Here is an 18,138-nt window from a genome sequence, read left to right as displayed (position 1 = left end):
TCAGCCCCACAATTCCTTGCGTACATTTTCAGGCCAGATTTCAACATCCAGACCGTGATGATGGAAAAGCGCCAGCGCGATGCGCTCCAGCCCAAAGCCGACGCAAGCCGTGTGTGCCACGGCACCGTCATCAAGTGTGAGGCCCCATTTCACGCCGAACTGGTCCTGATGATAGTTGAAGCTCATGCAGGCGGTCGGCTTTTCGACGCTGGTGATCGGGATCAGAAGTTCGAATTTCAGGTTCTGATCGCGCTGGTTGTTGACCAGCAACTTGCCAGCACGCCCGAAGAAAGGATCGTTGGCAACATCGATTTCCACCGGCAGCCCGACCTTCTTCATCATTTCAGTGCCGCGGTCGATCCAGAGCTGGCGGAATGACATGACATCCGATTCCGTACCCATGCGCACATATTCACGCATGCGGAAGAGCTGCTGGCGGGCAGGGTCAACTGACGGTTCATGACGGAAGCAATAGGATTGCAGATCGTAAAGCCCACCGCCTTGTGGCAACGGTCCGCGTTTCGCAATCGTCGGATATAGCGGATAACAGGCCGCAGGCGTCAGCACGATGTCTGTCGCCTTCTGCTCCAGCGTCCAGTCCTTGCCTTCATCCATGCACTTGATGAGGTTGACGTGGTCAAGCTCGCAACCGCAGAAACTGTGCACGGTGCCGGCCAACTGCGGGAAACTTTTCATATAGCCGCTTTTCTCAAAAAAAGCGCGGTTCATACCGGGCGGGAAACGAATGGCTTCGGCGCCATCATTGCCTCCGGTGCGATCGATCAGGCGTTCAAATGCCTGAATGACATCTTCAAACTGGCCGGAGCGCCCGTAAAGACCTTCTACGCCGGTGTCGATCAGGAGACCGGAATCAAAAAGCCGGTCTAGAAATGATCTCTGAGCATCCATGGCAACTATCCCAAAAGACTGGTGTTCTGTTTGTGAATGAGCAGCATGGTGGCAGTGTTGCCAAGGATGCGCTCGTTTGAAATCATCAGCTGTGCGGAATGCGCGTCACGCAAATGGCGTCCGAGGCTGAAAGGCGTGCCGTTTTTATAGCCCATGATGCCGCAAACAAGCATGGCGTGATTGATGATCTGAAGGATCGACTGTGACGCGGCAATCTTGAGATTGTTCATTGCAATCGCAAAGCCCATCGAGGCGAGCTTGTCCCGATCGTGCTTTGCTTCGCGATACGTCTTGAGGCAGGCGACGATTTCGGACTTCAGCATCTGAAGCATGTTGGACGCTTCGGCTACGCGCAAGGCACCAGGCTGTGGTGCTCCTGGATTGCGCTTCGCGGCGGCGCGCACGAATGCCTGTGCCCGGTTGACCGCATCGACCGCGATGCCATACCAGAGCGAGCTCCACAGTGTATGCGACTGGGCCAGCATGGATTGTGCTGCGATTTCGGCAAATGGATGGGGCAGGATCTGCACTTTGTCGGCTTCGCCACGGAACACAAATCCCTCCGAGCAGGTGCCCCGCATCCCAAGCGTGTCCCAATCATGCGTCTTTTCAAGCGTGTACTGGTCTTTCAGGAACACGGTCATCACCTGATCCGACGATGCTGCATCCTTGTGGGAGCGTGATGTGATCAGAATGGCATCTGCGTGAGAGCCATAGGAGATAACGGTGGCGTTCTTCTCCAGACGGCAAATATCGCCTTCTATCTCGATAGCGCAGATCGAGTTGCGGAGATCACCGCCAATGCCGCCTTCGGTCGTAGCTGAGGCAAGCAGAAGCTGGTCCTTTGCAACTTGGCGCATGAAGTCCCGATGCCATTCGACTGTCTGGCCGTGCTCCACCAGGCTCGAAAGCTTGATGTGGTGCATGGCGAAAATCATTGCGCTCGACGCACAAGACTGGCCCAGAATGCAGCATAGTTCCGCAATCTGATCGATTTCTGCGCTTTCGCCGCCGAGATCGGTCGGCACCTGAATGCCAAGCAGACCTTCGGCCTTCATCGCATCGATAGCTTCACGCGGGAAGCGGCTTTCCTTATCGACGCTATCGGAAAATTTACCCGCTATGGCTGCAACGCGGCCCACGCGCTCTGAAAGACTGTTCCCCGCCCCGGCATTCATTATGCGGCCTCTTTGTCCTTGAGAATCTGGGTAATCGTCTGTTCGATGGCCTTGATGCTCGCGAAAGACTTGCGATTAAGGTATTGCTCCGGAAACTCGATATCGAACTTGTCTTCCAGACCAAGCATGAGCTGCACCGAGGCAAAGGACGACAGACCTGCACTGTAGAGATCGGCGTCATCGGCAATGTCCGCCACTGGACCCGGTAGTCCGCCGACCTTGGTCAAAAGCTCGCGAATGGATTCATTCATAGTCTAACTCCCTGCATATCCGCTCAAGTCGAAGCTTCACGTTCTGGTTGCCACGATACGCGATCTATCTCGCGTTCAAAAAAGCTGCGGCAACTGTTCGAAATTCTGCCCCTCTATGCAAGTGCTATGTCGCGAATTTTAGTGACATCGCAAACATACCAGCGTGCGTTTGGCTTTTTGTGCTCCCACAAGCCTTTATTTTCTGTTGACGTGACTGAACTGTAGCCCGCCTATTCTGTGGACGTGCTTATATAGTTAAATATTAGATGACAAGATATGTCGCATTGCGCGCAAGAGTTGCGCTCTGTTTTGGTTAAAGCTGTCGGCGTGAATGCCGTGGCGCGGAAATCTGGCCCGTATTGGTGGCGATTGCCATTTCAAAACTGTCGGCAATGCGTCGAGCCCGATCAATGAAAATGATCGCTGCTTCCGCAGGGAATATTTCGCGGGCTGTGTTCTCGAAAAGGTCGAGCCAACGGTCGAAATGTTCGTTCTTTAGCTCTAGCTTGAGATGTGGCGCCATGGGGCGCCCTTCATAGCTGCCGGTCTTGAGGATAACTGAAGACCAAAATGCAGCGATTTGCGCGATGTGATGGTCCCAATCATGAACCGCATTGGCAAAGATCGGCCCGATTACTTCATCTTCGCGTGCGCGTCCGTAGAAAGTGGCCACCAGCTTCTCAATGGAGGCTGGATCAATGGACGGATGAGGCTGATTGATGAGAATGGGCATGATCGCTGTCTGATGTCTCCGGGTCGGAAAGCGGACTTAGGGTGGATATAGTCGGTGCGCCGATTACAATCCAGTGAAGTGTTGCCGCACGAACATCAGCTTCCCGTTGGCGAAGCCGCGGCCGCGATTTAATATTCTAATTTTCTAACATATTTGAGGGAGAGTTGAATGCGGGTATTCTTGGTTGCGGGTCTCTTGACCCTGATGACAGTCGGGTCAGGCTTTGCTGCTTCGTGCGAACAGAATTTCAAGTCCGAGGGTGTTCCACTTGTAACAGCAGTGAGCTATCGCTCGACGCAAAACTTCGCTGGTGTGAAATCGTCGACCGCCTTGCAGCGCCTGGCGCAAGCTGTCGCAGCCGAAGGTTTCTCTGGCATCAAGGTAAACAAGCAGCTGGCTTCCATAGATGCTTTCCAGGAGACGAGCGGATCGGGCCGTGTCCAGACCTTGCGCGTCACCGCACGGGCACAGGGTAAGGGCACCCGCGTCGATGCAATCTTCAGTATTCAGGCGGGGCAGGCGACCAGCAAGCCGGTGGTGCGCGAAGGACTTTGTCGTATTATCGCTGCTGCAGCAAATTAAAACTTATAGCCTGATGGCTATTGCCGTCAGGCTATCGTCTGCATCAATTCGATACGATTGCCGAATGGGTCGTGGATGTAGCAACGATCATAATCTTGCAGCGGCTCGTCCACGATTGTTTCGATGCCTGCTCGCGTCAGATGTGCAATCATTTCGTGCAGGTCATCGACCAGAAATGCAGGATGCGCCTTGCGTGCGGGCGAGAAAGGGCGCTCGACACCCAGATGAAGCCTGATTGCTCCCTTTTCAAACCAGCAACCGCCACGAGCCGCGAGATTCTCAGGCTTTGGAACGTCCGCAAAGCCGAGGATCGAGCCATAAAAATCGCGCGCTTTCTGCTCCTGACCTTCAGGCATTGCCAGTTGAACATGATCGAGAGCGATAATTTGCATGAACGTGCCGACGTTAAACAATGACGTGCACAACATAAAGCGCACCAATAGCCGGTCAAGCTATGTGAATATGGTACAAATGTCTGGAGAGCGAGGGCGATGGTAGCGGAGGAGGGATTCGAACCCCCGACACAAGGATTATGATTCCTCTGCTCTAACCTACTGAGCTACTCCGCCATGCGTCGCTTTACAGAGACAATTTAATGATCGCCGTTTCCGGCGAGGCAGATCATTGTTCCTGCAAGGAATGGCGGCGGTATATGTGCGGAATGAAAAGCTGTCAAGCACTCTTCGCATAGCTTTCGTCTTGTTTTCTATCATTTGCACCGATAAGGAACTTTGCATCAGCAAAGGCATAGTTTTATGGCACCTCGTATTGCGGTTTTGGGTTGCGGCTATTGGGGCGGCAATCACATTCGTACCCTGAAGAGCCTCGGTGCCCTTCAGGCAGTCTCCGACTCAAAGGCCGAACAGGCGGAACGCTTCGCGACCGAGTTCGGTGTTCCCAGTGTTCCCGTGGATCAATTGTTCACGCGTCCAGACATTGACGGCATTGTCCTAGCGCTGCCAGCGCAGTTTCATTCACAATATGCCATACAGGCAGTGAAGAACGGCAAAGACGTTCTCGTCGAGAAGCCGATCGCTCTCGACATTCCGGCTGCGGAAGCCGAAGTGGAAGCCGCCCGCGAAAACGGTCGCGTGTTCATGGTTGGCCACGTGCTGCGTTTCCATCCGGCCTTTGAAAAGCTTCTCGACATGGCTAAGAGCGGCGAACTCGGTGACATTCGCTATGTGCACTCGCATCGCGTCGGCTTCGGCAAGTTCCATAGCGAGTTTGATGCCCTGTGGGATCTTGCGCCGCACGATCTTTCGATGATTCTGGCCATCACCGGAGAGGAGCCCAGCGCGGTTCGTGGAGAGGGCGTCGCGACGCTCGATCATCTTACCGACATCGCCCATCTTCATCTCGATTTTCCGAATGGCATCCGCGGACACCTGTTTGCGTCGCGCCTGAACGCCTACCGTGAGCGCCGCCTGACAGTCACCGGCACAAAGGGTATGGCTGTGTTTGATGACGGCGAGCCATGGGATCGCAAGCTTGCGCTCTACAATCACGAAGTCTGGAGAGAAAACGACCACTGGTCTTTTAAATCCGTAGAGCCGGTCTATATCCCGGTCGAGGAAGGCATGCCGCTGACACGTGAATTGCAGCATTTCCTGCATTGCATCGAGACGCGCGAAAAGCCGCGTACGGATGGTAAGGAAGCGATCAGTGTGCTGCGTATCCTCACGGAAGGCACCATCCGGCACCCACGCTAAAGGGAAGCCGCGCGGTTCGTGTGAACTGTGTCAAGCGGTGTTACAGGAATCGCAAAACTTTGAACGCTCTGGCCATAGCGGGGCTGGTCGCAAGCGAATAAATAGGTTGCCGAGGATTCGCATATCCGTTTGTGCGGGCCAGATATATTGGAGCCAACATGCAGTTTATTGATCTTGGAGCGCAGCGCGCGCGTATCGAAGACCGTCTCAATGCCGCCATTTCCAAGGTTGTTGCGGAAGGCCGTTATATTCTTGGACCGGAAGTGGCCGAATTTGAAAAGAAGCTCGGCGAATATCTGGGTGTGGAGCATGTCATCGCCTGCGCTAACGGCACCGATGCATTGCAGATGCCTCTGATGGCACGCGGTATCGGTCCGGGAGATGCAGTATTCGTTCCGTCCTTCACCTTTGCTGCCACGGCGGAAGTTGTTGCGCTGGTCGGCGCAGAGCCGGTGTTCGTTGACGTAGATGCGAACACGTACAACCTGAACGTCGAGCAGCTTGAAGTTGCGATCGCCGCTATCCGCAAGGAAGGCCGCCTGCAGCCGAAGGCGATCATCCCGGTCGATCTGTTCGGTCTGGCTGCCGACTACAACCGCATCAGCGCCGTTGCCGACCGCGAAGGCCTGTTCGTGATCGAAGACGCCGCTCAGTCCATCGGCGGCAAGCGTGACAATGTCATGTGCGGAGCATTCGGCCATGTCGGTGCGACGAGCTTCTATCCGGCAAAGCCTCTAGGCTGCTATGGCGACGGCGGTGCCATGTTCACCAACGATGCCGAATTGGCAGACACGCTGCGTTCGGTTCTGTTCCACGGCAAGGGCGAAACCCAGTACGACAACGTTCGCATTGGTATCAACTCGCGTCTGGACACGATCCAGGCTGCTATTCTTCTGGAAAAGCTTGCGATCCTGGAAGACGAAATGGAAGCGCGTGACCGCATCGCCAAGCGATACAATGAAGCGTTGAAAGATGTCGTCAAGGTTCCCGCCCTTCCGGCCGGCAACCGTTCGGCATGGGCTCAATATTCTATCGAGAGCGAAAACCGCGATGGCCTGAAGGCGCATCTTCAGGCGGAAGGCATTCCTTCGGTCATCTATTATGTTAAGCCGCTACACCAACAGACGGCATACAAGCATTATCCGGTTGCGCCGGGTGGACTGCCGGTTTCGGAAAGCCTGCCGAACCGCATTCTGAGCCTGCCGATGCACCCCTATCTATCGGAAGCAGATCACGACAAGATCATCGGCGCTATCCGTGGTTTCCATGGCAAGAAGGGCTGATCAGCTTTTCAATCTGCTTGACGAAAACCCGGCGAAAGCCGGGTTTTTTATTTGTCAGGCTTGCAAGTTCAACTGCCAGGAAACGCCGTATCTGTCCTTGATCCAGGCGAAAAGCTTGCTGAAACCGTAATTGTCGAGTGGCATCAGTGTTTCGCCACCGTCTGAAAGCTTTTCAAAGGCACTGGTCAGGCTTTCCTCATCATGGAAGTCGATGAAAAGCGATACGGATGGGTTGAAGTCGAACTGATGCGAAATGGGGCTGTCGATCACGATCAACCGGTGCTCGGCGAAGGTCACGCGTGCGATCTGCACCTTACCGGGACTGCCGCTTGCTTCGTCATAGATTTTGATCGACTCGATCAGGAAGTCGGGAAAGATCGAACGATATGTTTCCAGAGCTGCGCCTGCACTGCCCTGAAACATGAGATGGGTGCAAACCTGTGTCATGCCGAAAACCTAACACGGTCCCGCCAGCTCCGGCAATTGGGCTGTTAGAGGTTCTTTTTCATGGTCCGCTTATCAATGCGCGCAGCAACAAAGCGGGCGATGGCAGGGCCTGCCAGAAGCACGATGAAGAAGCGGCTGGTCTGCATGGCAATGATAAAGGGCAAATCGACATTGCTCGAGGCTGCGATAATCGCAACAGTATCGGCGCCGCCAGGACTGGTGGCAAGATAGGCGGTTAACGGATCAAGGCCCAGCACGTGACCGAGCGCCATGCCAAACAACCCACAAACGGCAATGAGCAGCAATGTTGATGCCAGCACCGCCGGAAAGGCACGTGCGGCATGAGCGATGATGGCACGCGAGAAGCCGAGGCCGATGCGCCAGCCGATGAGCAGATAGCTGACTGCGAGCAACCATGGCGGCAGGTCTATGGTGAGGAAGCTGGTGTCCTGAAGCAACGCACCCAGTATGAGCGGCACGAGCATGCCGCCCGTCGGAATGCGGAGGATTTCTCCAAGGAACGAGCCGCCGATGATCAAAAATAATGTCGGTCCAAGGGTGGACCAATCGATGGGAGGAAACCAAACGATTTCGGCGGGCGCAACGGTTTCAACGCCAGTGCAGAGGCGTAGGACAAGAGAAGCGGCTGTGGCAACCAACACCACACGCAGATACTGCATAAAGGCAACGAGACGAGCGTCCGCTCCGTGGGCTTCGGCCATCAGCGTCATTGCGGTAGCCGCACCGGGAGAAGATCCCCACACGGCGGTTGTGCCCGGTAAAATGCGAAATCGCGCGAGCAGGTAGCCAATAAAAGTACTGGTAAACAGCACAAAGCCGACGGATAGCAGGATGACAGGCAGGTGCTGTCCCATGCTGGCAAAAAACTCAGCAGTGATCGAGCGGGCGATAAGGCAGCCGACGACACCCTGTGCCCCAAGCGACAGCCAGCGGTGAACCCGCAGCGTGCTTTCGCCTGCGGCCATAAGAATTGCACCGAGCATCGCGCCCAGAAGCATGGCGGCAGGTAACCGCAACTCTTCCCCTGCGAAAATCAGAATAGCGGAGAACCCAGCCAGAAAGACCCATTGGACCGGTCTGGCTGTGTTCTTGAAGCTGAGTCTGCTTGGGGGCGGGGTCGGCCCGGAGGGGGAGGTCTTGTGCATCGCTTCCTCACTACATCTGGCGAGAGAGCTATGCAAACCCGATTTCATTCGAGAAACATTGATATCTAAATATCAATATGTTGAGGGAAACGAGGTATTTACAGACAACGGCAAGACGCCGCTTTTTACAAAAGCAGCGTCGAGTATACTTTATGGTCGCGTCGATCAGCCAATCATGGCGCGACGCTGGTTTACGGGACGCTCAATCATTTCCCGTGGGGCCTTGCCCCCGTCGCGTTCTTCGAGCGCTTCGGCTTTCGTCAGTTCGGTTTCTGCGACTGACAATTCGGCTTCGGCCGCTTCCTTCTGGGACATCAGGTCGCGAATCGATACGAAGAGATTGTCGCGCCGCTGGCGTGCAGCCTTGGCAAAGGTCGGATAAGCGAAATGATTGATGTCAGTGATGCCAGCTTTTTTCTCTTCTGATAGAATCTGGGCGTCGAGTTCTCCGGCCATCCGTTCGAACTCGCCGATCATGAGGTCAAGCTGGCCCAGTTGACGGCGCTTTTCCTTCACTTGGAACAGTTTCAGCCTGACCAGGCTTTCACGTGGCTTCATACGCAATACTCCTTGAACACCAACCAGCTTTCATGTGTTGGGGCGTTCCCCCCGACTTTTATTAACAGGTGTAAACGGACACAACGCAACCGGCCCACACCCGAATCTTCTTGCGAATTCAAGACCCTAAAGGGAAAATCATCGCAACCGTTCTTCCGAAACGGCTCAGCAAGCGAAACAAAAAGTTAAGAATTCGCTTGTTTGGTAACCATTCCTTTACCGGCGAAGTTAATCATACGTGTTAGGACTTAAGGCTCGGTAAACCTCATGTTGTTTTTCGGCAACAGGTGAAAGCTAGAGTCAGATGAATCGCTTAGAGGAGATTCTTAATGCGATACTTTAGAATCTTAAAAGAAAGAATGTCTTTATGATTCAGTCGCGTAAGAGAATTTTCTAAATAGGGCAGAAATATGCTTGCCAAGCAGAATCATATTTTGTTAACCATTTGCTGGCACCTTCATGCAAAGGCAACGATAGTTCCGTGTGCTGCCGTGAGGGACATCGGGTCGGCTGCGGAAAGGGGATAAGAGATGCGCGTCCTTTTGATTGAAGACGACAGTGCTATCGCACAGAGCATCGAGTTGATGCTGAAGTCCGAGAGTTTTAATGTCTATACGACCGATCTGGGCGAAGAAGGCATCGATCTCGGCAAGCTATATGATTACGACATCATCCTGCTGGACTTGAACCTGCCGGACATGTCTGGTTATGAAGTTCTTCGCACCTTGCGTCTGTCCAAGGTGAAGACGCCGATCCTTATCCTTTCCGGTATGGCCGGTATTGAGGACAAGGTTCGTGGTCTGGGCTTCGGCGCCGACGATTACATGACCAAACCGTTCCACAAGGATGAGCTGATCGCACGTATTCACGCGATTGTGCGTCGTTCGAAGGGGCACGCTCAGTCGGTTATCACGACGGGCGAGCTGGTGGTCAATCTGGATGCGAAGACGGTTGAAGTCTCCGGCCAGCGTGTCCACCTGACCGGCAAGGAATACCAGATGCTGGAGCTGCTTTCGCTCCGCAAGGGTACGACGCTCACCAAGGAAATGTTCCTCAACCATCTCTATGGTGGCATGGACGAGCCGGAACTGAAGATCATCGACGTCTTCATTTGCAAGCTGCGCAAGAAGCTTGATGCTGTCTCAGGTAGCCAGAGCTATATCGAGACGGTCTGGGGGCGTGGCTATGTGCTGCGTGAGCCAGATGCGGAAATGCGCGAAAGCGCCTGATCGGCTCAATGATCCGAAATGTAAAAAGCTCCGCTTTGGCGGAGCTTTTGCTTTTTTGAGAGTGATTGTGCCCGAAGCATTACGCTGTAAAGCACGGCTCCATCGGACTTCGTTCCAATCAGCTTATGCTCTAAGCGGACAGAATGCCCGCAAATTGTTCCGTTAGGTAGGTGCGATCAAACGGTTTCAGGATATAGCCATTGGCGCCTGCGCGTTTCGCCCGCATGATACGAGTCACATCGAGTTCATAAAGGCACAGAATAATACGCGGTTGATCACCACCGGGCATGGCACGTAATTCTGTCACGACTTCCAATGCCGTCATGTCAGGAAGATCGTAGTCGAGCAGAACAATATCGGGCATGTGCGAAAAACAGGCTTCAAGTGCTTCCCGACCGGTTGAAGCCTCAGCAAACTCCGCAATGGTTTCGGAAAGGATGCGGCGCGCGACTTTGCGAATGACGGAGGAGTCGTCAACCAGCAGACAATGGCCCGCAATCGGTTCATTCGCCATGCAGTCTCCTCCACAAATGTGCGCTGGCCGCAACGCTTTCGACGAATATCTTATGATGCATATCCTGACCGGAATTGCATTGCCTGACTGATAGAGAGGTTTATTGCGGTTTGCCAATATGAGCGCGGGTTAGACCCGCGCTCCGGCGCGCTCACTCAGCCGAAAACACGATATCTTCCGCAGTAGCGTGAATGGAAATCTTCATGCCTGCTTCTTCGGCCAGCAGCAGCGTATAGTAGGGCTGGACGGAATGGGCGTCGATCGGTTCTTCTGGAGCGGCACCCGAATGAAGCTCAAGGAACTTCGGTGGAACGCGCAGCATGCGGCCCTTCACAGTGATGATAAAACGCGGTTCGGCCTCTCCACCTTCGAGGCGCACGGCCAGAGAACCGCCACGCGGTATCGCTGCATTGCCGATCAGAAGCATGTTGAGAAGCAGCTTGACCTTGTTCTTCGGCAGAAGGACGCGAGTGCCTTCCCAGCTAAATTCCGGCTTTTCGTTTTTGAAATATTCAGTCGCAACGTTCTGTGCGTCGCCTGTATCGATCTGCACGCCGGCCGAGCCCGCTGCACCGAACGCGATGCGGGCAAACTGAAGGCGGGCGGAGGCGTTGCGGGCGCTCGATTTGATGAGCGCCATTGCGTCCTCGTCGGCTCCGCCTTCTTCCAACAGTTCCAGACCATTATTGATCGCGCCAACCGGCGAAATAATGTCATGACAGATCCTGCTGCACAGAAGCGCACCGAGGTCGAGCGCAGAAAGGGTAACGGGCATTGGCATGGCGTTTTCTCCGGAACGCGGATCGATCCCGCTCGTTCCGGTTTGCCGGAACAGCGGACCGTTATCGGTTGACGAAACAGCTCGCAAAGCCAGAGTTTGCACGCTGCATGAAGGGTGGGCGAATCGCCCGGAATATCGGTTTAACTGGATACACGCGCCATCGAACCGTCGCAACAAAGCTCTCTTTTCCACCGGTACCGTCCTGGTATTCTCTCACATCAGTGTGGGAAAAGCGCCGATATCGCATGCCTTCGTAAAGCCAATTTCGAGGCTTAAAGGTTTGAACAATAAATTTGGGTCTAGAATAGGCGCGATTCGACCGAAATGTCCGGAAGAGACATGGTCAGGCTTTTAACAGGGCCGTCAGACAGAGGAGCGGAGAGCCAAAAGGAATTTTACATGGCCATACAATCCCTGTCGCAAATCAAGTTCCGCAATGCAGCGTGCTTCGTTGCGTTTTTTGCGGCGCTGTTTGTTTCTTTCATCGCTCTGCCAAATCAGGCGAGAGCGCAGAACACATACACTGCCGATGAAATCGTTGCATCTGGTCACAGGTTCTTCGGGTCGACTTCGGGCGGTATAGCAAGCGCGGTCGAGAGGGCGTTCCAGAGTTTTGGTTTGCCCAATGGCTATATTCTTGGTGAAGAAGGTTCCGGCGCTTTCATCGGCGGCCTGACCTATGGAGAAGGTACGCTCTATACGAAGAACGCGGGCGATCATAAAACGTTCTGGCAAGGGCCCTCGCTAGGCTGGGATTTCGGCGGGCAGGGCTCTCGTGTGATGATGCTTGTCTACAATCTAGATGACATCCAGAATCTTTACGGTCGTTATGCCGGCGTTGCAGGTTCTGCCTATGTAGTTGCGGGTGTCGGCTTCAATGTCCTGAAGCGTGAGAACATCATGCTGGTGCCGATCCGCACCGGTGTGGGTGCACGGCTGGGCGTGAATATCGGTTATCTGAAGCTTTCCGCCGCGCCGACTTGGAATCCGTTCTAGGAATTAGTTGCGCAAAGCCATCTTTTCAGTCGGAGATTGATTTCGCTGACTGGAAAGACGGTCGACAGCGCACTATGAATAGTAACTGCTTGTCTGAAACCGCTCGGGCCCATTTGAAACCGTGATCCAGTCCGCTCTCTTTTTCATGTTTGGCGTTCTTGTGGCGGTTTTCGTTGTGGTTTTGCTCGGCCCATCAGTCTGGCGACGGGCCTTTTTTCTGGCGCGCCGACAGGTTCAGGCGGAATTGCCGATAACGCTAGCCGAAATACGTGCTGACCGGGACGGGCTGCGGGCGGAACACGCTGTTGTGGTCAGCCGCCAGGAACAATTGCTAAAGCTTGAACGCCAGAAGAATGCGGAGCAGAAGGTTTTGCTCGCGCGGCAATATGAAGAGCTGAAACGCATTCCGCTCCTGGAACGAAGCCAGACGGAGATAGAGAAACAACTGGCGGAGCATGAGCGGGTAACGAAAGAGGCTGAGACGATGCGCGACACGGCCGCTGAAAAAGCCGAAATCCTACAGGCTGAACTGGAACGGATGCAGAGCCACTATAGCGCGCTCGAGGGATTGGCCGATACATTGCGTATCGAGATAAGTGGAAGCGAGACGGAATACAGCCGTCTGACAAACGAGATGACTGAAATGCGTCGAGATCGCAAGGAAGCCGCAGCGCGTTACAATGAAGTTTCGACCCAGCTGACCTCGGCGCAGACGGCACTGAAGAGTGAAAAGCGGCGCAACGAGGAACTGCAGCAGAAGCTTGAGAAACTGATGTCCGAGCTTTCCGATGCTCAGGAGAAAATCGAACGTTATAGCCGCAGCAATGCTGGCGCTAACGAACACCCGGAATTGGCGGAAATCCGACGCGAGAATGCGGCGCTTCGTGAAGAAATGGCCGTACTTGCCGCTCATATGGTAGCGGCGACCGCCAAAAAAGAAGGACCGGAATCCCCGATCCATTCAATTATCGAGGCTGCAGAAAAATCTGACGCAGAGAATGAAAAGACGTCCGGCTCCAAAAGTCTGGCGCACCGCATTCGCGACCTGCAATAAGCCCCGTTTTAGCAACAACGCCTAGCTGAAAACATCCGACCAGTCGGGATGACGCATAGCCTGTGCATGCATGAAACTGCAGCGCGAGATGATTTTCCATCCGCTGCGGCGCGCGTCAAGAACGGCATTCTTGGCAAGCGCCTGCGCGACGCCTTTTCCGCGCATCGCATCCGGCACGAAAGTATGGTCAATGGAGATGAGGGATGGACCGAGCTTCGTGTAGGTCATTTCGGCTTCGCTTCCGTCAAGAACAGCTGCATAACGCCCACCGTCGGAGCTGTCTTCCTTGCGAATCTCGATAGTCCCGCTCATGCCATCCTCCTGAACAAATAGGTGCCCCGATCAACGCATCAAGTTCACAATATAGGAACAGAATCTGCAAATAAAAACCGGCCACGTGGGCCGGTTTTCGTTTTGTTGATCCATGTCGGTTCGCGGAAGGTTTTGTTCCGCTCAGTCCATGATCCTCGTCTTCCAAGGGCCGTCTCGGCTATTGAGAAACGGCCTTAGTGACGATATTGCTGTATTCTGGTGGTCCTGAGGCCGGCGAGACCATGCTCATCGATTGAGGATTGCCAGGAAAGGAATTCCTCCACCGTCAATGTATAACGCTGGCATGCCTCCTCAAGGCTCAGAAGCCCGCCACGTACTGCGGCGACGACTTCAGCCTTGCGGCGGATGACCCAGCGCCGTGTATTGGCGGGGGGGAGGTCCGCGATGGTCAGCGGGCTGCCATCAGGACCGATAACATATTTCATACGTGGTCTTACCAGATCGGTCATTGTACTCTCTACACAACACTCAAGGACCTAATCGAGTAGGAGACTAACCTGACAGCTTTAAAAATTACCTAAGCAGCTGGTAACTCTCTGGTAAGACTTGAAAAAATATTCGCTTTCGCCCCGCTGTCGGCTTTTTTGGTGCATATGATCGGAAAATCTCGCGGGGAAGTGTGCGTTGCCTGTCGCAATCTGGACGATGATTGTTCCCGAACCCTTGGCAAATTGCCGCAGTTTAGCCTATATAGGCCCAGAAACCTAAATTTTGAGAAGCAGGGCACTTGCCCGGAAGCTGGAATCAATCATGAGCCTGAACAGCCTCGATCTACCGGGAAAGCCGGAAGACACGCGTGTTGTCGTCGCCATGTCGGGCGGCGTCGATTCATCTGTTGTGGCCGGGATTCTCAAACGTGAAGGTTACGATGTCGTCGGCGTGACGCTGCAGCTTTATGATCATGGTGCAGCCGTTCATCGCGCCGGTTCCTGCTGCGCGGGACAGGACATCGAAGATGCCCGCCGCGTTTCGGAAAGTCTCGGTATCCCGCACTATGTCCTTGACTACGAAGCGCGCTTCCGCGAAGCCGTGATCGACCCGTTCGCGAATTCCTACGTCAGCGGTGAAACGCCAATTCCATGCGTTTCATGTAATCAGACCGTGAAGTTCGCCGATCTTCTACAGACCGCACGCGATCTTGGCGCCGATGCTCTGGCAACGGGTCATTATATCCGCAGTCGTGTCAATGGTGCGCACCGTGCGCTTTATCGTCCTGTCGATACGGACCGCGACCAGAGCTATTTTCTGTTTGCAACAACGCAGGAGCAGATCGATTATCTGCGCTTCCCGCTTGGCCACCTACCGAAGGCTCAGGTGCGTGAAATTGCAGAGGAAATGGGGCTTACTGTTGCCAAAAAGCAGGACAGCCAGGATATCTGCTTCGTGCCGCAGGGCAAATATTCCGACATCATCTCCAAGCTGAAGCCGGAAGCGGCCAATCCGGGCGATATTGTCCATATCGACGGGCGTACACTTGGCCGCCACGATGGCATCGTGCACTACACCGTCGGTCAGCGCCGTGGTATTGGTGTCGCTACGGGTGAACCACTTTATGTCGTGCATCTCGATGCCGCCAATGCTCGGGTTATCGTTGGTCCGCGCGAAGCGCTTGAAACACACAAGGTCTTCCTGCGGGACATCAATTGGTTGGGCGATGCGCCTATCAAGGATTTACCTGAGAGCGGAATGGAAGTGTTCGCCAAGGTTCGTTCGACCCGACCGCCACGCCCCGCTGTGCTGCGCCATGCCGATGGCCAGACCTGGGTTGAGCTGGTTGATGGTGAAAGCGGAATCGCTCCAGGACAGGCTTGTGTGCTTTATTCCGATGAGAGCAACACTGCCCGTGTCTTTGGCGGTGGCTTTATTGGTCGGTCAGAACGCGAGCCGCAGGCAGAAGAAATGTTGCGCCGCCTTGTTGCTAACACAACAAGCGCCTCGGCAGCCTGATAGATTTGGAGCATCTCCTATTTTCATGCATGGAAATGCTCGATTGTGCTGAAACAAGAAACCTCCGGTTAGCAGCCGGAGGTTTCTTGTTTCAGAGGTGACATTTTCTCAAGAGAACTTGCTGAAGCGCGACAAGGCGATGCCTGATGCAGTCGCGACATTCAGACTGTCGAACGCGGTGGACATGGGAATTCGTGCTGTTTGCAGCTTCGTGAGCAGTCGCGGCGGCAATCCTTCCCCTTCCGTCCCGAGCAGGAGTGCCTGTCGGTTATGCTTGGTGGCATCATAGATACTGAGAAAAGAAGAGGGGCTGAGTGCGAGCAGATTAAAGTCGGCATCGCCAAGTGCCAAGATGATCTCGTCGATATTCCCTCCGTGGAAATATGGAACCTTCAGCGTGGCGCCGACCGACACGCGAATGGCCTTGCGATACAGCGGATCGCAACAGGTTTCATCCATCAGTACACAATCGGCTTCAAAGGCTGCAGCATTGCGAAAGATAGAGCCGACATTGTCGTGATTGGAAATGCCACACAAAACGACAATGAGTGATTTGGCGGGTAGCGTATCCAGAATTGTCCGAAGGCTCGGCTGTGTCTTGCGACGGCCCACTGCAAGAATACCACGATGAACATGAAATCCTGCGACCGCATCCATAGTAGTCTGCGGGACGGAATAGACAGGAACGTCCGGCGGTAATTGGCTGAGTTGTTCACTAAGACCCGCAAGCCGGTTCTCCAGAACAAGCAAAGATTCCGTCTCGAAGCGTGCCGAAGACGAAAACAGGACGTTCAGAACCACTTTGCCCTCAGCGATAAAACGCTGCTGGCGTCCCACGAGATCTTTTTCGCGAATGCTGCGATAGGGGAAGAGGCGGGCGTCGTCTGGATCGTCAACGTGCTGGACACAGCCGTGCGAATGAGAGTTTTCGTTCATCGCACGGCTGTGACCTCATGATGTTATGCGTGAGCGACTGCCGCCAGATTGTGTCTGCGCGGTGTTGGACTCATATACAGACTCGATAGTGTCGACAACATCAACTCGATATGCGGCGAAGAGACCATATAGTAAATAGTCTGTGCGTCGCGACGGGTTGAAACGAGATCAAGAGCTCGTAGTTTTGCTAGGTGCTGAGACAGGGCAGATTGGCTAAGATCAATCGCCTTGGCAAGCGTACCTACCGACATTTCATTATGAAGCAACTTACACAAAATTAGTAATCGCTTATTGTTTGCAAGCGCCGATAAGAAGTCGGCAGCCTGATCTACGTTTTCAATTAAATCAAAAAAAGTATTTTCATTGCTCATTTGCCGTCATACCCCCGTAAGACTCGACAAAGTTAAAAATATACATGCGAATTTAAATAAGCATGCATATACAAAATAAGGCGATATACCGAATTTGGAAAGCCCTTGCTTATATTCATTTCAGTGTAAAGACGTGCAATTTCGTCCCAAAAAAAATGCGGTTTTGTTTCAGGGGAGGGATTTTACCGTTTGGTCAGGGCTCTAGCGGCTTCTCGCACGGAATCAGGGCTCGTTGGCAGCACGTGGCGTAAAATGATATCGCCGCTGGCGATGTCGATGCCATCAGGGTCTAACCCTATCACTTTCCATTGCCCCTTAAAAGTACTGCTTTTCACAAGCTGTCGAGCAATTTGTGCAATCTCGAGTGCATGGTGTTCGTTGAGTTCGTCAAGGGCGCTTTGTTCGCTCTCGGCAAAGTCTACACTGATGGAGGCTGCGCACAACATGTCATCCCGCGTCAGGTTGAACGCCTTGCCAAAGCCGCCGTTGAGGCTGGCGCTTTCCAGTTCTAGCCTGAAGAAGACAAAGTCTCCTAGATCCACGTAAAGCGATCCTTTGGGATTGTGATTAAGATAGCGTCGCCGAATACGAGGATAGTCAGCGGAATCCTTCTCAACTTTCAGGGCCTGACAATGCAATGTGACGCGCGCATGCGCGAGGGGGTCTCCCTTGCCGATCTCGCCTAGAAGGAGTGAGCAAGCCGGATTTGCCAACAGCCCCGGCGTGTGTGCTGCCAATCCGGAAACAAGAATGAGGGGGGTTCCGTCAATGTCTGACGCTATAGAGACGCGACTTGCCAATGGTCTGCCGGTTGTTGCGTCGAAAACGGCAATAGCACCGTAACGCGATGTTCGCAGCAAGGTTTTGGCAAGTTGGATGGCCTCGGGTGTGGTCGGACGAATTGGATTGGCTTCGGGCATGACTATCGGATGAAAATATGACTAATGCTATCCACTTAATAATACGTCTCTACCGAGAAGGCCAGCGATTTCGGCGGAAAAACGTGTCGAACGGGCAAATTGCAAACAAGTTAAGACCAATCCGGTGCATCTGCATCGCGTCTAAGTGAATGATGCATAAGTTGCATTAGCTCATGCAAAATAGGTGCGAATAATATTATAAATCACGGAGGTTTAGCGCAATATTCCGAAATGACGC

At 53.8% G+C, this 18,138-nt stretch carries 22 protein-coding genes and 1 tRNA gene; 7 read left to right on the top strand and 16 right to left on the bottom strand.

Going from position 1 to position 18,138, the window contains the following annotated elements; genetic code table 11:
- From FJQ48_RS21280 to FJQ48_RS21265, 4 genes are all read right to left on the bottom strand, one after another.
- A complete protein-coding gene (locus FJQ48_RS21280) occupies nucleotides 1-909 on the bottom strand; it encodes an amino acid--[acyl-carrier-protein] ligase (RefSeq protein ID WP_139976913.1) in 909 nt (302 codons plus the stop codon).
- Between the two features lie 5 nt (nucleotides 910-914).
- Nucleotides 915-2,087, bottom strand: a complete 1,173-nt coding sequence (locus FJQ48_RS21275; protein WP_139976912.1) for an acyl-CoA dehydrogenase family protein — start codon at nucleotides 2,085-2,087, stop codon at nucleotides 915-917.
- A complete protein-coding gene (locus FJQ48_RS21270; protein ID WP_139976911.1) occupies nucleotides 2,087-2,338 on the bottom strand; it encodes an acyl carrier protein in 252 nt (83 codons plus the stop codon). Before FJQ48_RS21270 ends, FJQ48_RS21275 begins: the two co-directional genes overlap by 1 nt.
- A gap of 313 nt (nucleotides 2,339-2,651) precedes the next feature.
- Nucleotides 2,652-3,071, bottom strand: coding sequence for a group III truncated hemoglobin (locus tag FJQ48_RS21265; RefSeq protein WP_139976910.1), 420 nt, complete (start codon nucleotides 3,069-3,071; stop codon nucleotides 2,652-2,654).
- A gap of 168 nt (nucleotides 3,072-3,239) precedes the next feature.
- Here FJQ48_RS21265 and FJQ48_RS21260 point away from each other — a divergent pair, with 168 nt between their 5' ends.
- Nucleotides 3,240-3,653, top strand: a complete 414-nt coding sequence (locus FJQ48_RS21260; RefSeq protein ID WP_139976909.1) for a hypothetical protein — start codon at nucleotides 3,240-3,242, stop codon at nucleotides 3,651-3,653.
- Nucleotides 3,654-3,679: 26 nt separating this feature from the next.
- On the opposite strand, the gene FJQ48_RS21255 is transcribed toward FJQ48_RS21260, so the two are convergent.
- Together FJQ48_RS21255 and FJQ48_RS21250 are read right to left on the bottom strand one after the other, a co-directional pair.
- The gene (locus FJQ48_RS21255) at nucleotides 3,680-4,045 is read right to left on the bottom strand and encodes a VOC family protein (protein WP_139976908.1); all 366 of its coding nucleotides are present in this window, start codon (nucleotides 4,043-4,045) and stop codon (nucleotides 3,680-3,682) included.
- 100 nt (nucleotides 4,046-4,145) lie between these two features.
- Nucleotides 4,146-4,222 (bottom strand) — tRNA-Met (locus tag FJQ48_RS21250).
- A gap of 186 nt (nucleotides 4,223-4,408) precedes the next feature.
- On the opposite strand from FJQ48_RS21250, the gene FJQ48_RS21240 reads away from it, so the two are divergent.
- Together FJQ48_RS21240 and FJQ48_RS21235 are read left to right on the top strand one after the other, a co-directional pair.
- Nucleotides 4,409-5,365, top strand: a complete 957-nt coding sequence (locus FJQ48_RS21240) for a Gfo/Idh/MocA family oxidoreductase (RefSeq protein WP_139976907.1) — start codon at nucleotides 4,409-4,411, stop codon at nucleotides 5,363-5,365.
- Between the two features lie 158 nt (nucleotides 5,366-5,523).
- Entirely contained in the window at nucleotides 5,524-6,648 is a 1,125-nt protein-coding gene (locus tag FJQ48_RS21235; protein WP_139976906.1) for a DegT/DnrJ/EryC1/StrS aminotransferase family protein, read from the top strand.
- A 54-nt stretch (nucleotides 6,649-6,702) separates the two neighbouring features.
- Here FJQ48_RS21235 and FJQ48_RS21230 read toward each other — a convergent pair whose 3' ends face one another.
- The 3 genes from FJQ48_RS21230 to FJQ48_RS21220 all read right to left on the bottom strand — a co-directional run bounded on the left by FJQ48_RS21230 (nucleotide 6,703) and on the right by FJQ48_RS21220 (nucleotide 8,819).
- The gene (locus FJQ48_RS21230; RefSeq protein WP_139976905.1) at nucleotides 6,703-7,095 is read right to left on the bottom strand and encodes a VOC family protein; all 393 of its coding nucleotides are present in this window, start codon (nucleotides 7,093-7,095) and stop codon (nucleotides 6,703-6,705) included.
- A gap of 44 nt (nucleotides 7,096-7,139) precedes the next feature.
- Nucleotides 7,140-8,261, bottom strand: coding sequence for an AbrB family transcriptional regulator (locus tag FJQ48_RS21225; protein ID WP_139976904.1), 1,122 nt, complete (start codon nucleotides 8,259-8,261; stop codon nucleotides 7,140-7,142).
- A gap of 165 nt (nucleotides 8,262-8,426) precedes the next feature.
- On the bottom strand, nucleotides 8,427-8,819 hold the full coding sequence (locus tag FJQ48_RS21220; protein WP_139976903.1) for a flagellar export protein FliJ: 393 nt from the start codon (nucleotides 8,817-8,819) through the stop codon (nucleotides 8,427-8,429).
- Between the two features lie 530 nt (nucleotides 8,820-9,349).
- Between FJQ48_RS21220 and ctrA the strand changes: the two genes are divergently transcribed.
- Nucleotides 9,350-10,048 carry a cell cycle two-component system response regulator CtrA gene (ctrA, locus tag FJQ48_RS21215; protein WP_139976902.1) on the top strand — a complete coding sequence of 233 codons (699 nt, stop codon included), beginning with the start codon at nucleotides 9,350-9,352 and terminating at the stop codon, nucleotides 10,046-10,048.
- Nucleotides 10,049-10,178: 130 nt separating this feature from the next.
- On the opposite strand, the gene FJQ48_RS21210 is transcribed toward ctrA, so the two are convergent.
- Both FJQ48_RS21210 and FJQ48_RS21205 read right to left on the bottom strand, forming a co-directional pair.
- On the bottom strand, nucleotides 10,179-10,562 hold the full coding sequence (locus tag FJQ48_RS21210; RefSeq protein ID WP_139976901.1) for a response regulator: 384 nt from the start codon (nucleotides 10,560-10,562) through the stop codon (nucleotides 10,179-10,181).
- Between the two features lie 151 nt (nucleotides 10,563-10,713).
- A complete protein-coding gene (locus FJQ48_RS21205) occupies nucleotides 10,714-11,343 on the bottom strand; it encodes a histidine phosphotransferase family protein (RefSeq protein ID WP_139976900.1) in 630 nt (209 codons plus the stop codon).
- A gap of 399 nt (nucleotides 11,344-11,742) precedes the next feature.
- On the opposite strand from FJQ48_RS21205, the gene FJQ48_RS21200 reads away from it, so the two are divergent.
- Both FJQ48_RS21200 and FJQ48_RS21195 read left to right on the top strand, forming a co-directional pair.
- Nucleotides 11,743-12,339 carry an EipA family protein gene (locus FJQ48_RS21200; protein ID WP_139976899.1) on the top strand — a complete coding sequence of 199 codons (597 nt, stop codon included), beginning with the start codon at nucleotides 11,743-11,745 and terminating at the stop codon, nucleotides 12,337-12,339.
- 145 nt (nucleotides 12,340-12,484) lie between these two features.
- A complete protein-coding gene (locus FJQ48_RS21195; RefSeq protein WP_180350280.1) occupies nucleotides 12,485-13,393 on the top strand; it encodes a hypothetical protein in 909 nt (302 codons plus the stop codon).
- A gap of 21 nt (nucleotides 13,394-13,414) precedes the next feature.
- Here FJQ48_RS21195 and FJQ48_RS21190 read toward each other — a convergent pair whose 3' ends face one another.
- Entirely contained in the window at nucleotides 13,415-13,705 is a 291-nt protein-coding gene (locus FJQ48_RS21190; protein WP_139976897.1) for a GNAT family N-acetyltransferase, read from the bottom strand.
- Nucleotides 13,706-13,899: 194 nt separating this feature from the next.
- Complete coding sequence (locus FJQ48_RS21185) at nucleotides 13,900-14,175, bottom strand: DUF1153 domain-containing protein (RefSeq protein ID WP_139976896.1); 276 nt, start codon at nucleotides 14,173-14,175, stop codon at nucleotides 13,900-13,902.
- Nucleotides 14,176-14,476: 301 nt separating this feature from the next.
- Between FJQ48_RS21185 and mnmA the strand changes: the two genes are divergently transcribed.
- The gene (gene mnmA / locus FJQ48_RS21175) at nucleotides 14,477-15,673 is read left to right on the top strand and encodes a tRNA 2-thiouridine(34) synthase MnmA (RefSeq protein WP_180350275.1); all 1,197 of its coding nucleotides are present in this window, start codon (nucleotides 14,477-14,479) and stop codon (nucleotides 15,671-15,673) included.
- A 108-nt stretch (nucleotides 15,674-15,781) separates the two neighbouring features.
- Here the strand turns inward: mnmA and FJQ48_RS21170 are convergent, their stop codons facing one another.
- From FJQ48_RS21170 to FJQ48_RS21160, 3 genes are all read right to left on the bottom strand, one after another.
- Nucleotides 15,782-16,609 carry an RNA methyltransferase gene (locus FJQ48_RS21170; RefSeq protein WP_139976894.1) on the bottom strand — a complete coding sequence of 276 codons (828 nt, stop codon included), beginning with the start codon at nucleotides 16,607-16,609 and terminating at the stop codon, nucleotides 15,782-15,784.
- Nucleotides 16,610-16,632: 23 nt separating this feature from the next.
- Nucleotides 16,633-16,980: a metalloregulator ArsR/SmtB family transcription factor gene (locus FJQ48_RS21165; protein ID WP_139976893.1), complete on the bottom strand. Its 348-nt coding sequence runs from the start codon at nucleotides 16,978-16,980 to the stop codon at nucleotides 16,633-16,635.
- 182 nt (nucleotides 16,981-17,162) lie between these two features.
- On the bottom strand, nucleotides 17,163-17,900 hold the full coding sequence (locus FJQ48_RS21160; protein ID WP_139976892.1) for a pyridoxamine 5'-phosphate oxidase family protein: 738 nt from the start codon (nucleotides 17,898-17,900) through the stop codon (nucleotides 17,163-17,165).
- Between the last annotated feature and the right edge of the window lie 238 nt (nucleotides 17,901-18,138).

The organism is Ochrobactrum sp. CGA5, assembly GCF_006345815.1.
Taxonomy (GTDB): domain Bacteria; phylum Pseudomonadota; class Alphaproteobacteria; order Rhizobiales; family Rhizobiaceae; genus Brucella.
Note: the sequence above shows the minus strand (reverse complement) of the source record. Positions and strands in the feature narration are given on the sequence as shown.

Excerpts from the sequence above, each read along its gene's own strand:
- FJQ48_RS21280 (WP_139976913.1), bottom strand. The coding sequence starts at position 909 with ATGGATGCTCAGAGATCATTTCTAGACCGGCTTTTTGATTCCGGTCTC.
- FJQ48_RS21275 (WP_139976912.1), bottom strand. The coding sequence starts at position 2,087 with ATGAATGCCGGGGCGGGGAACAGTCTTTCAGAGCGCGTGGGCCGCGTT.
- FJQ48_RS21270 (WP_139976911.1), bottom strand. The coding sequence starts at position 2,338 with ATGAATGAATCCATTCGCGAGCTTTTGACCAAGGTCGGCGGACTACCG.
- FJQ48_RS21265 (WP_139976910.1), bottom strand. The coding sequence starts at position 3,071 with ATGCCCATTCTCATCAATCAGCCTCATCCGTCCATTGATCCAGCCTCC.
- FJQ48_RS21260 (WP_139976909.1), top strand. The coding sequence starts at position 3,240 with ATGCGGGTATTCTTGGTTGCGGGTCTCTTGACCCTGATGACAGTCGGG.
- FJQ48_RS21255 (WP_139976908.1), bottom strand. The coding sequence starts at position 4,045 with ATGCAAATTATCGCTCTCGATCATGTTCAACTGGCAATGCCTGAAGGT.
- FJQ48_RS21240 (WP_139976907.1), top strand. The coding sequence starts at position 4,409 with ATGGCACCTCGTATTGCGGTTTTGGGTTGCGGCTATTGGGGCGGCAAT.
- FJQ48_RS21235 (WP_139976906.1), top strand. The coding sequence starts at position 5,524 with ATGCAGTTTATTGATCTTGGAGCGCAGCGCGCGCGTATCGAAGACCGT.
- FJQ48_RS21230 (WP_139976905.1), bottom strand. The coding sequence starts at position 7,095 with ATGACACAGGTTTGCACCCATCTCATGTTTCAGGGCAGTGCAGGCGCA.
- FJQ48_RS21225 (WP_139976904.1), bottom strand. The coding sequence starts at position 8,261 with ATGCACAAGACCTCCCCCTCCGGGCCGACCCCGCCCCCAAGCAGACTC.
- FJQ48_RS21220 (WP_139976903.1), bottom strand. The coding sequence starts at position 8,819 with ATGAAGCCACGTGAAAGCCTGGTCAGGCTGAAACTGTTCCAAGTGAAG.
- ctrA (WP_139976902.1), top strand. The coding sequence starts at position 9,350 with ATGCGCGTCCTTTTGATTGAAGACGACAGTGCTATCGCACAGAGCATC.
- FJQ48_RS21210 (WP_139976901.1), bottom strand. The coding sequence starts at position 10,562 with ATGGCGAATGAACCGATTGCGGGCCATTGTCTGCTGGTTGACGACTCC.
- FJQ48_RS21205 (WP_139976900.1), bottom strand. The coding sequence starts at position 11,343 with ATGCCAATGCCCGTTACCCTTTCTGCGCTCGACCTCGGTGCGCTTCTG.
- FJQ48_RS21200 (WP_139976899.1), top strand. The coding sequence starts at position 11,743 with ATGGCCATACAATCCCTGTCGCAAATCAAGTTCCGCAATGCAGCGTGC.
- FJQ48_RS21195 (WP_180350280.1), top strand. The coding sequence starts at position 12,485 with ATGTTTGGCGTTCTTGTGGCGGTTTTCGTTGTGGTTTTGCTCGGCCCA.
- FJQ48_RS21190 (WP_139976897.1), bottom strand. The coding sequence starts at position 13,705 with ATGAGCGGGACTATCGAGATTCGCAAGGAAGACAGCTCCGACGGTGGG.
- FJQ48_RS21185 (WP_139976896.1), bottom strand. The coding sequence starts at position 14,175 with ATGACCGATCTGGTAAGACCACGTATGAAATATGTTATCGGTCCTGAT.
- mnmA (WP_180350275.1), top strand. The coding sequence starts at position 14,477 with ATGAGCCTGAACAGCCTCGATCTACCGGGAAAGCCGGAAGACACGCGT.
- FJQ48_RS21170 (WP_139976894.1), bottom strand. The coding sequence starts at position 16,609 with ATGAACGAAAACTCTCATTCGCACGGCTGTGTCCAGCACGTTGACGAT.
- FJQ48_RS21165 (WP_139976893.1), bottom strand. The coding sequence starts at position 16,980 with ATGAGCAATGAAAATACTTTTTTTGATTTAATTGAAAACGTAGATCAG.
- FJQ48_RS21160 (WP_139976892.1), bottom strand. The coding sequence starts at position 17,900 with ATGCCCGAAGCCAATCCAATTCGTCCGACCACACCCGAGGCCATCCAA.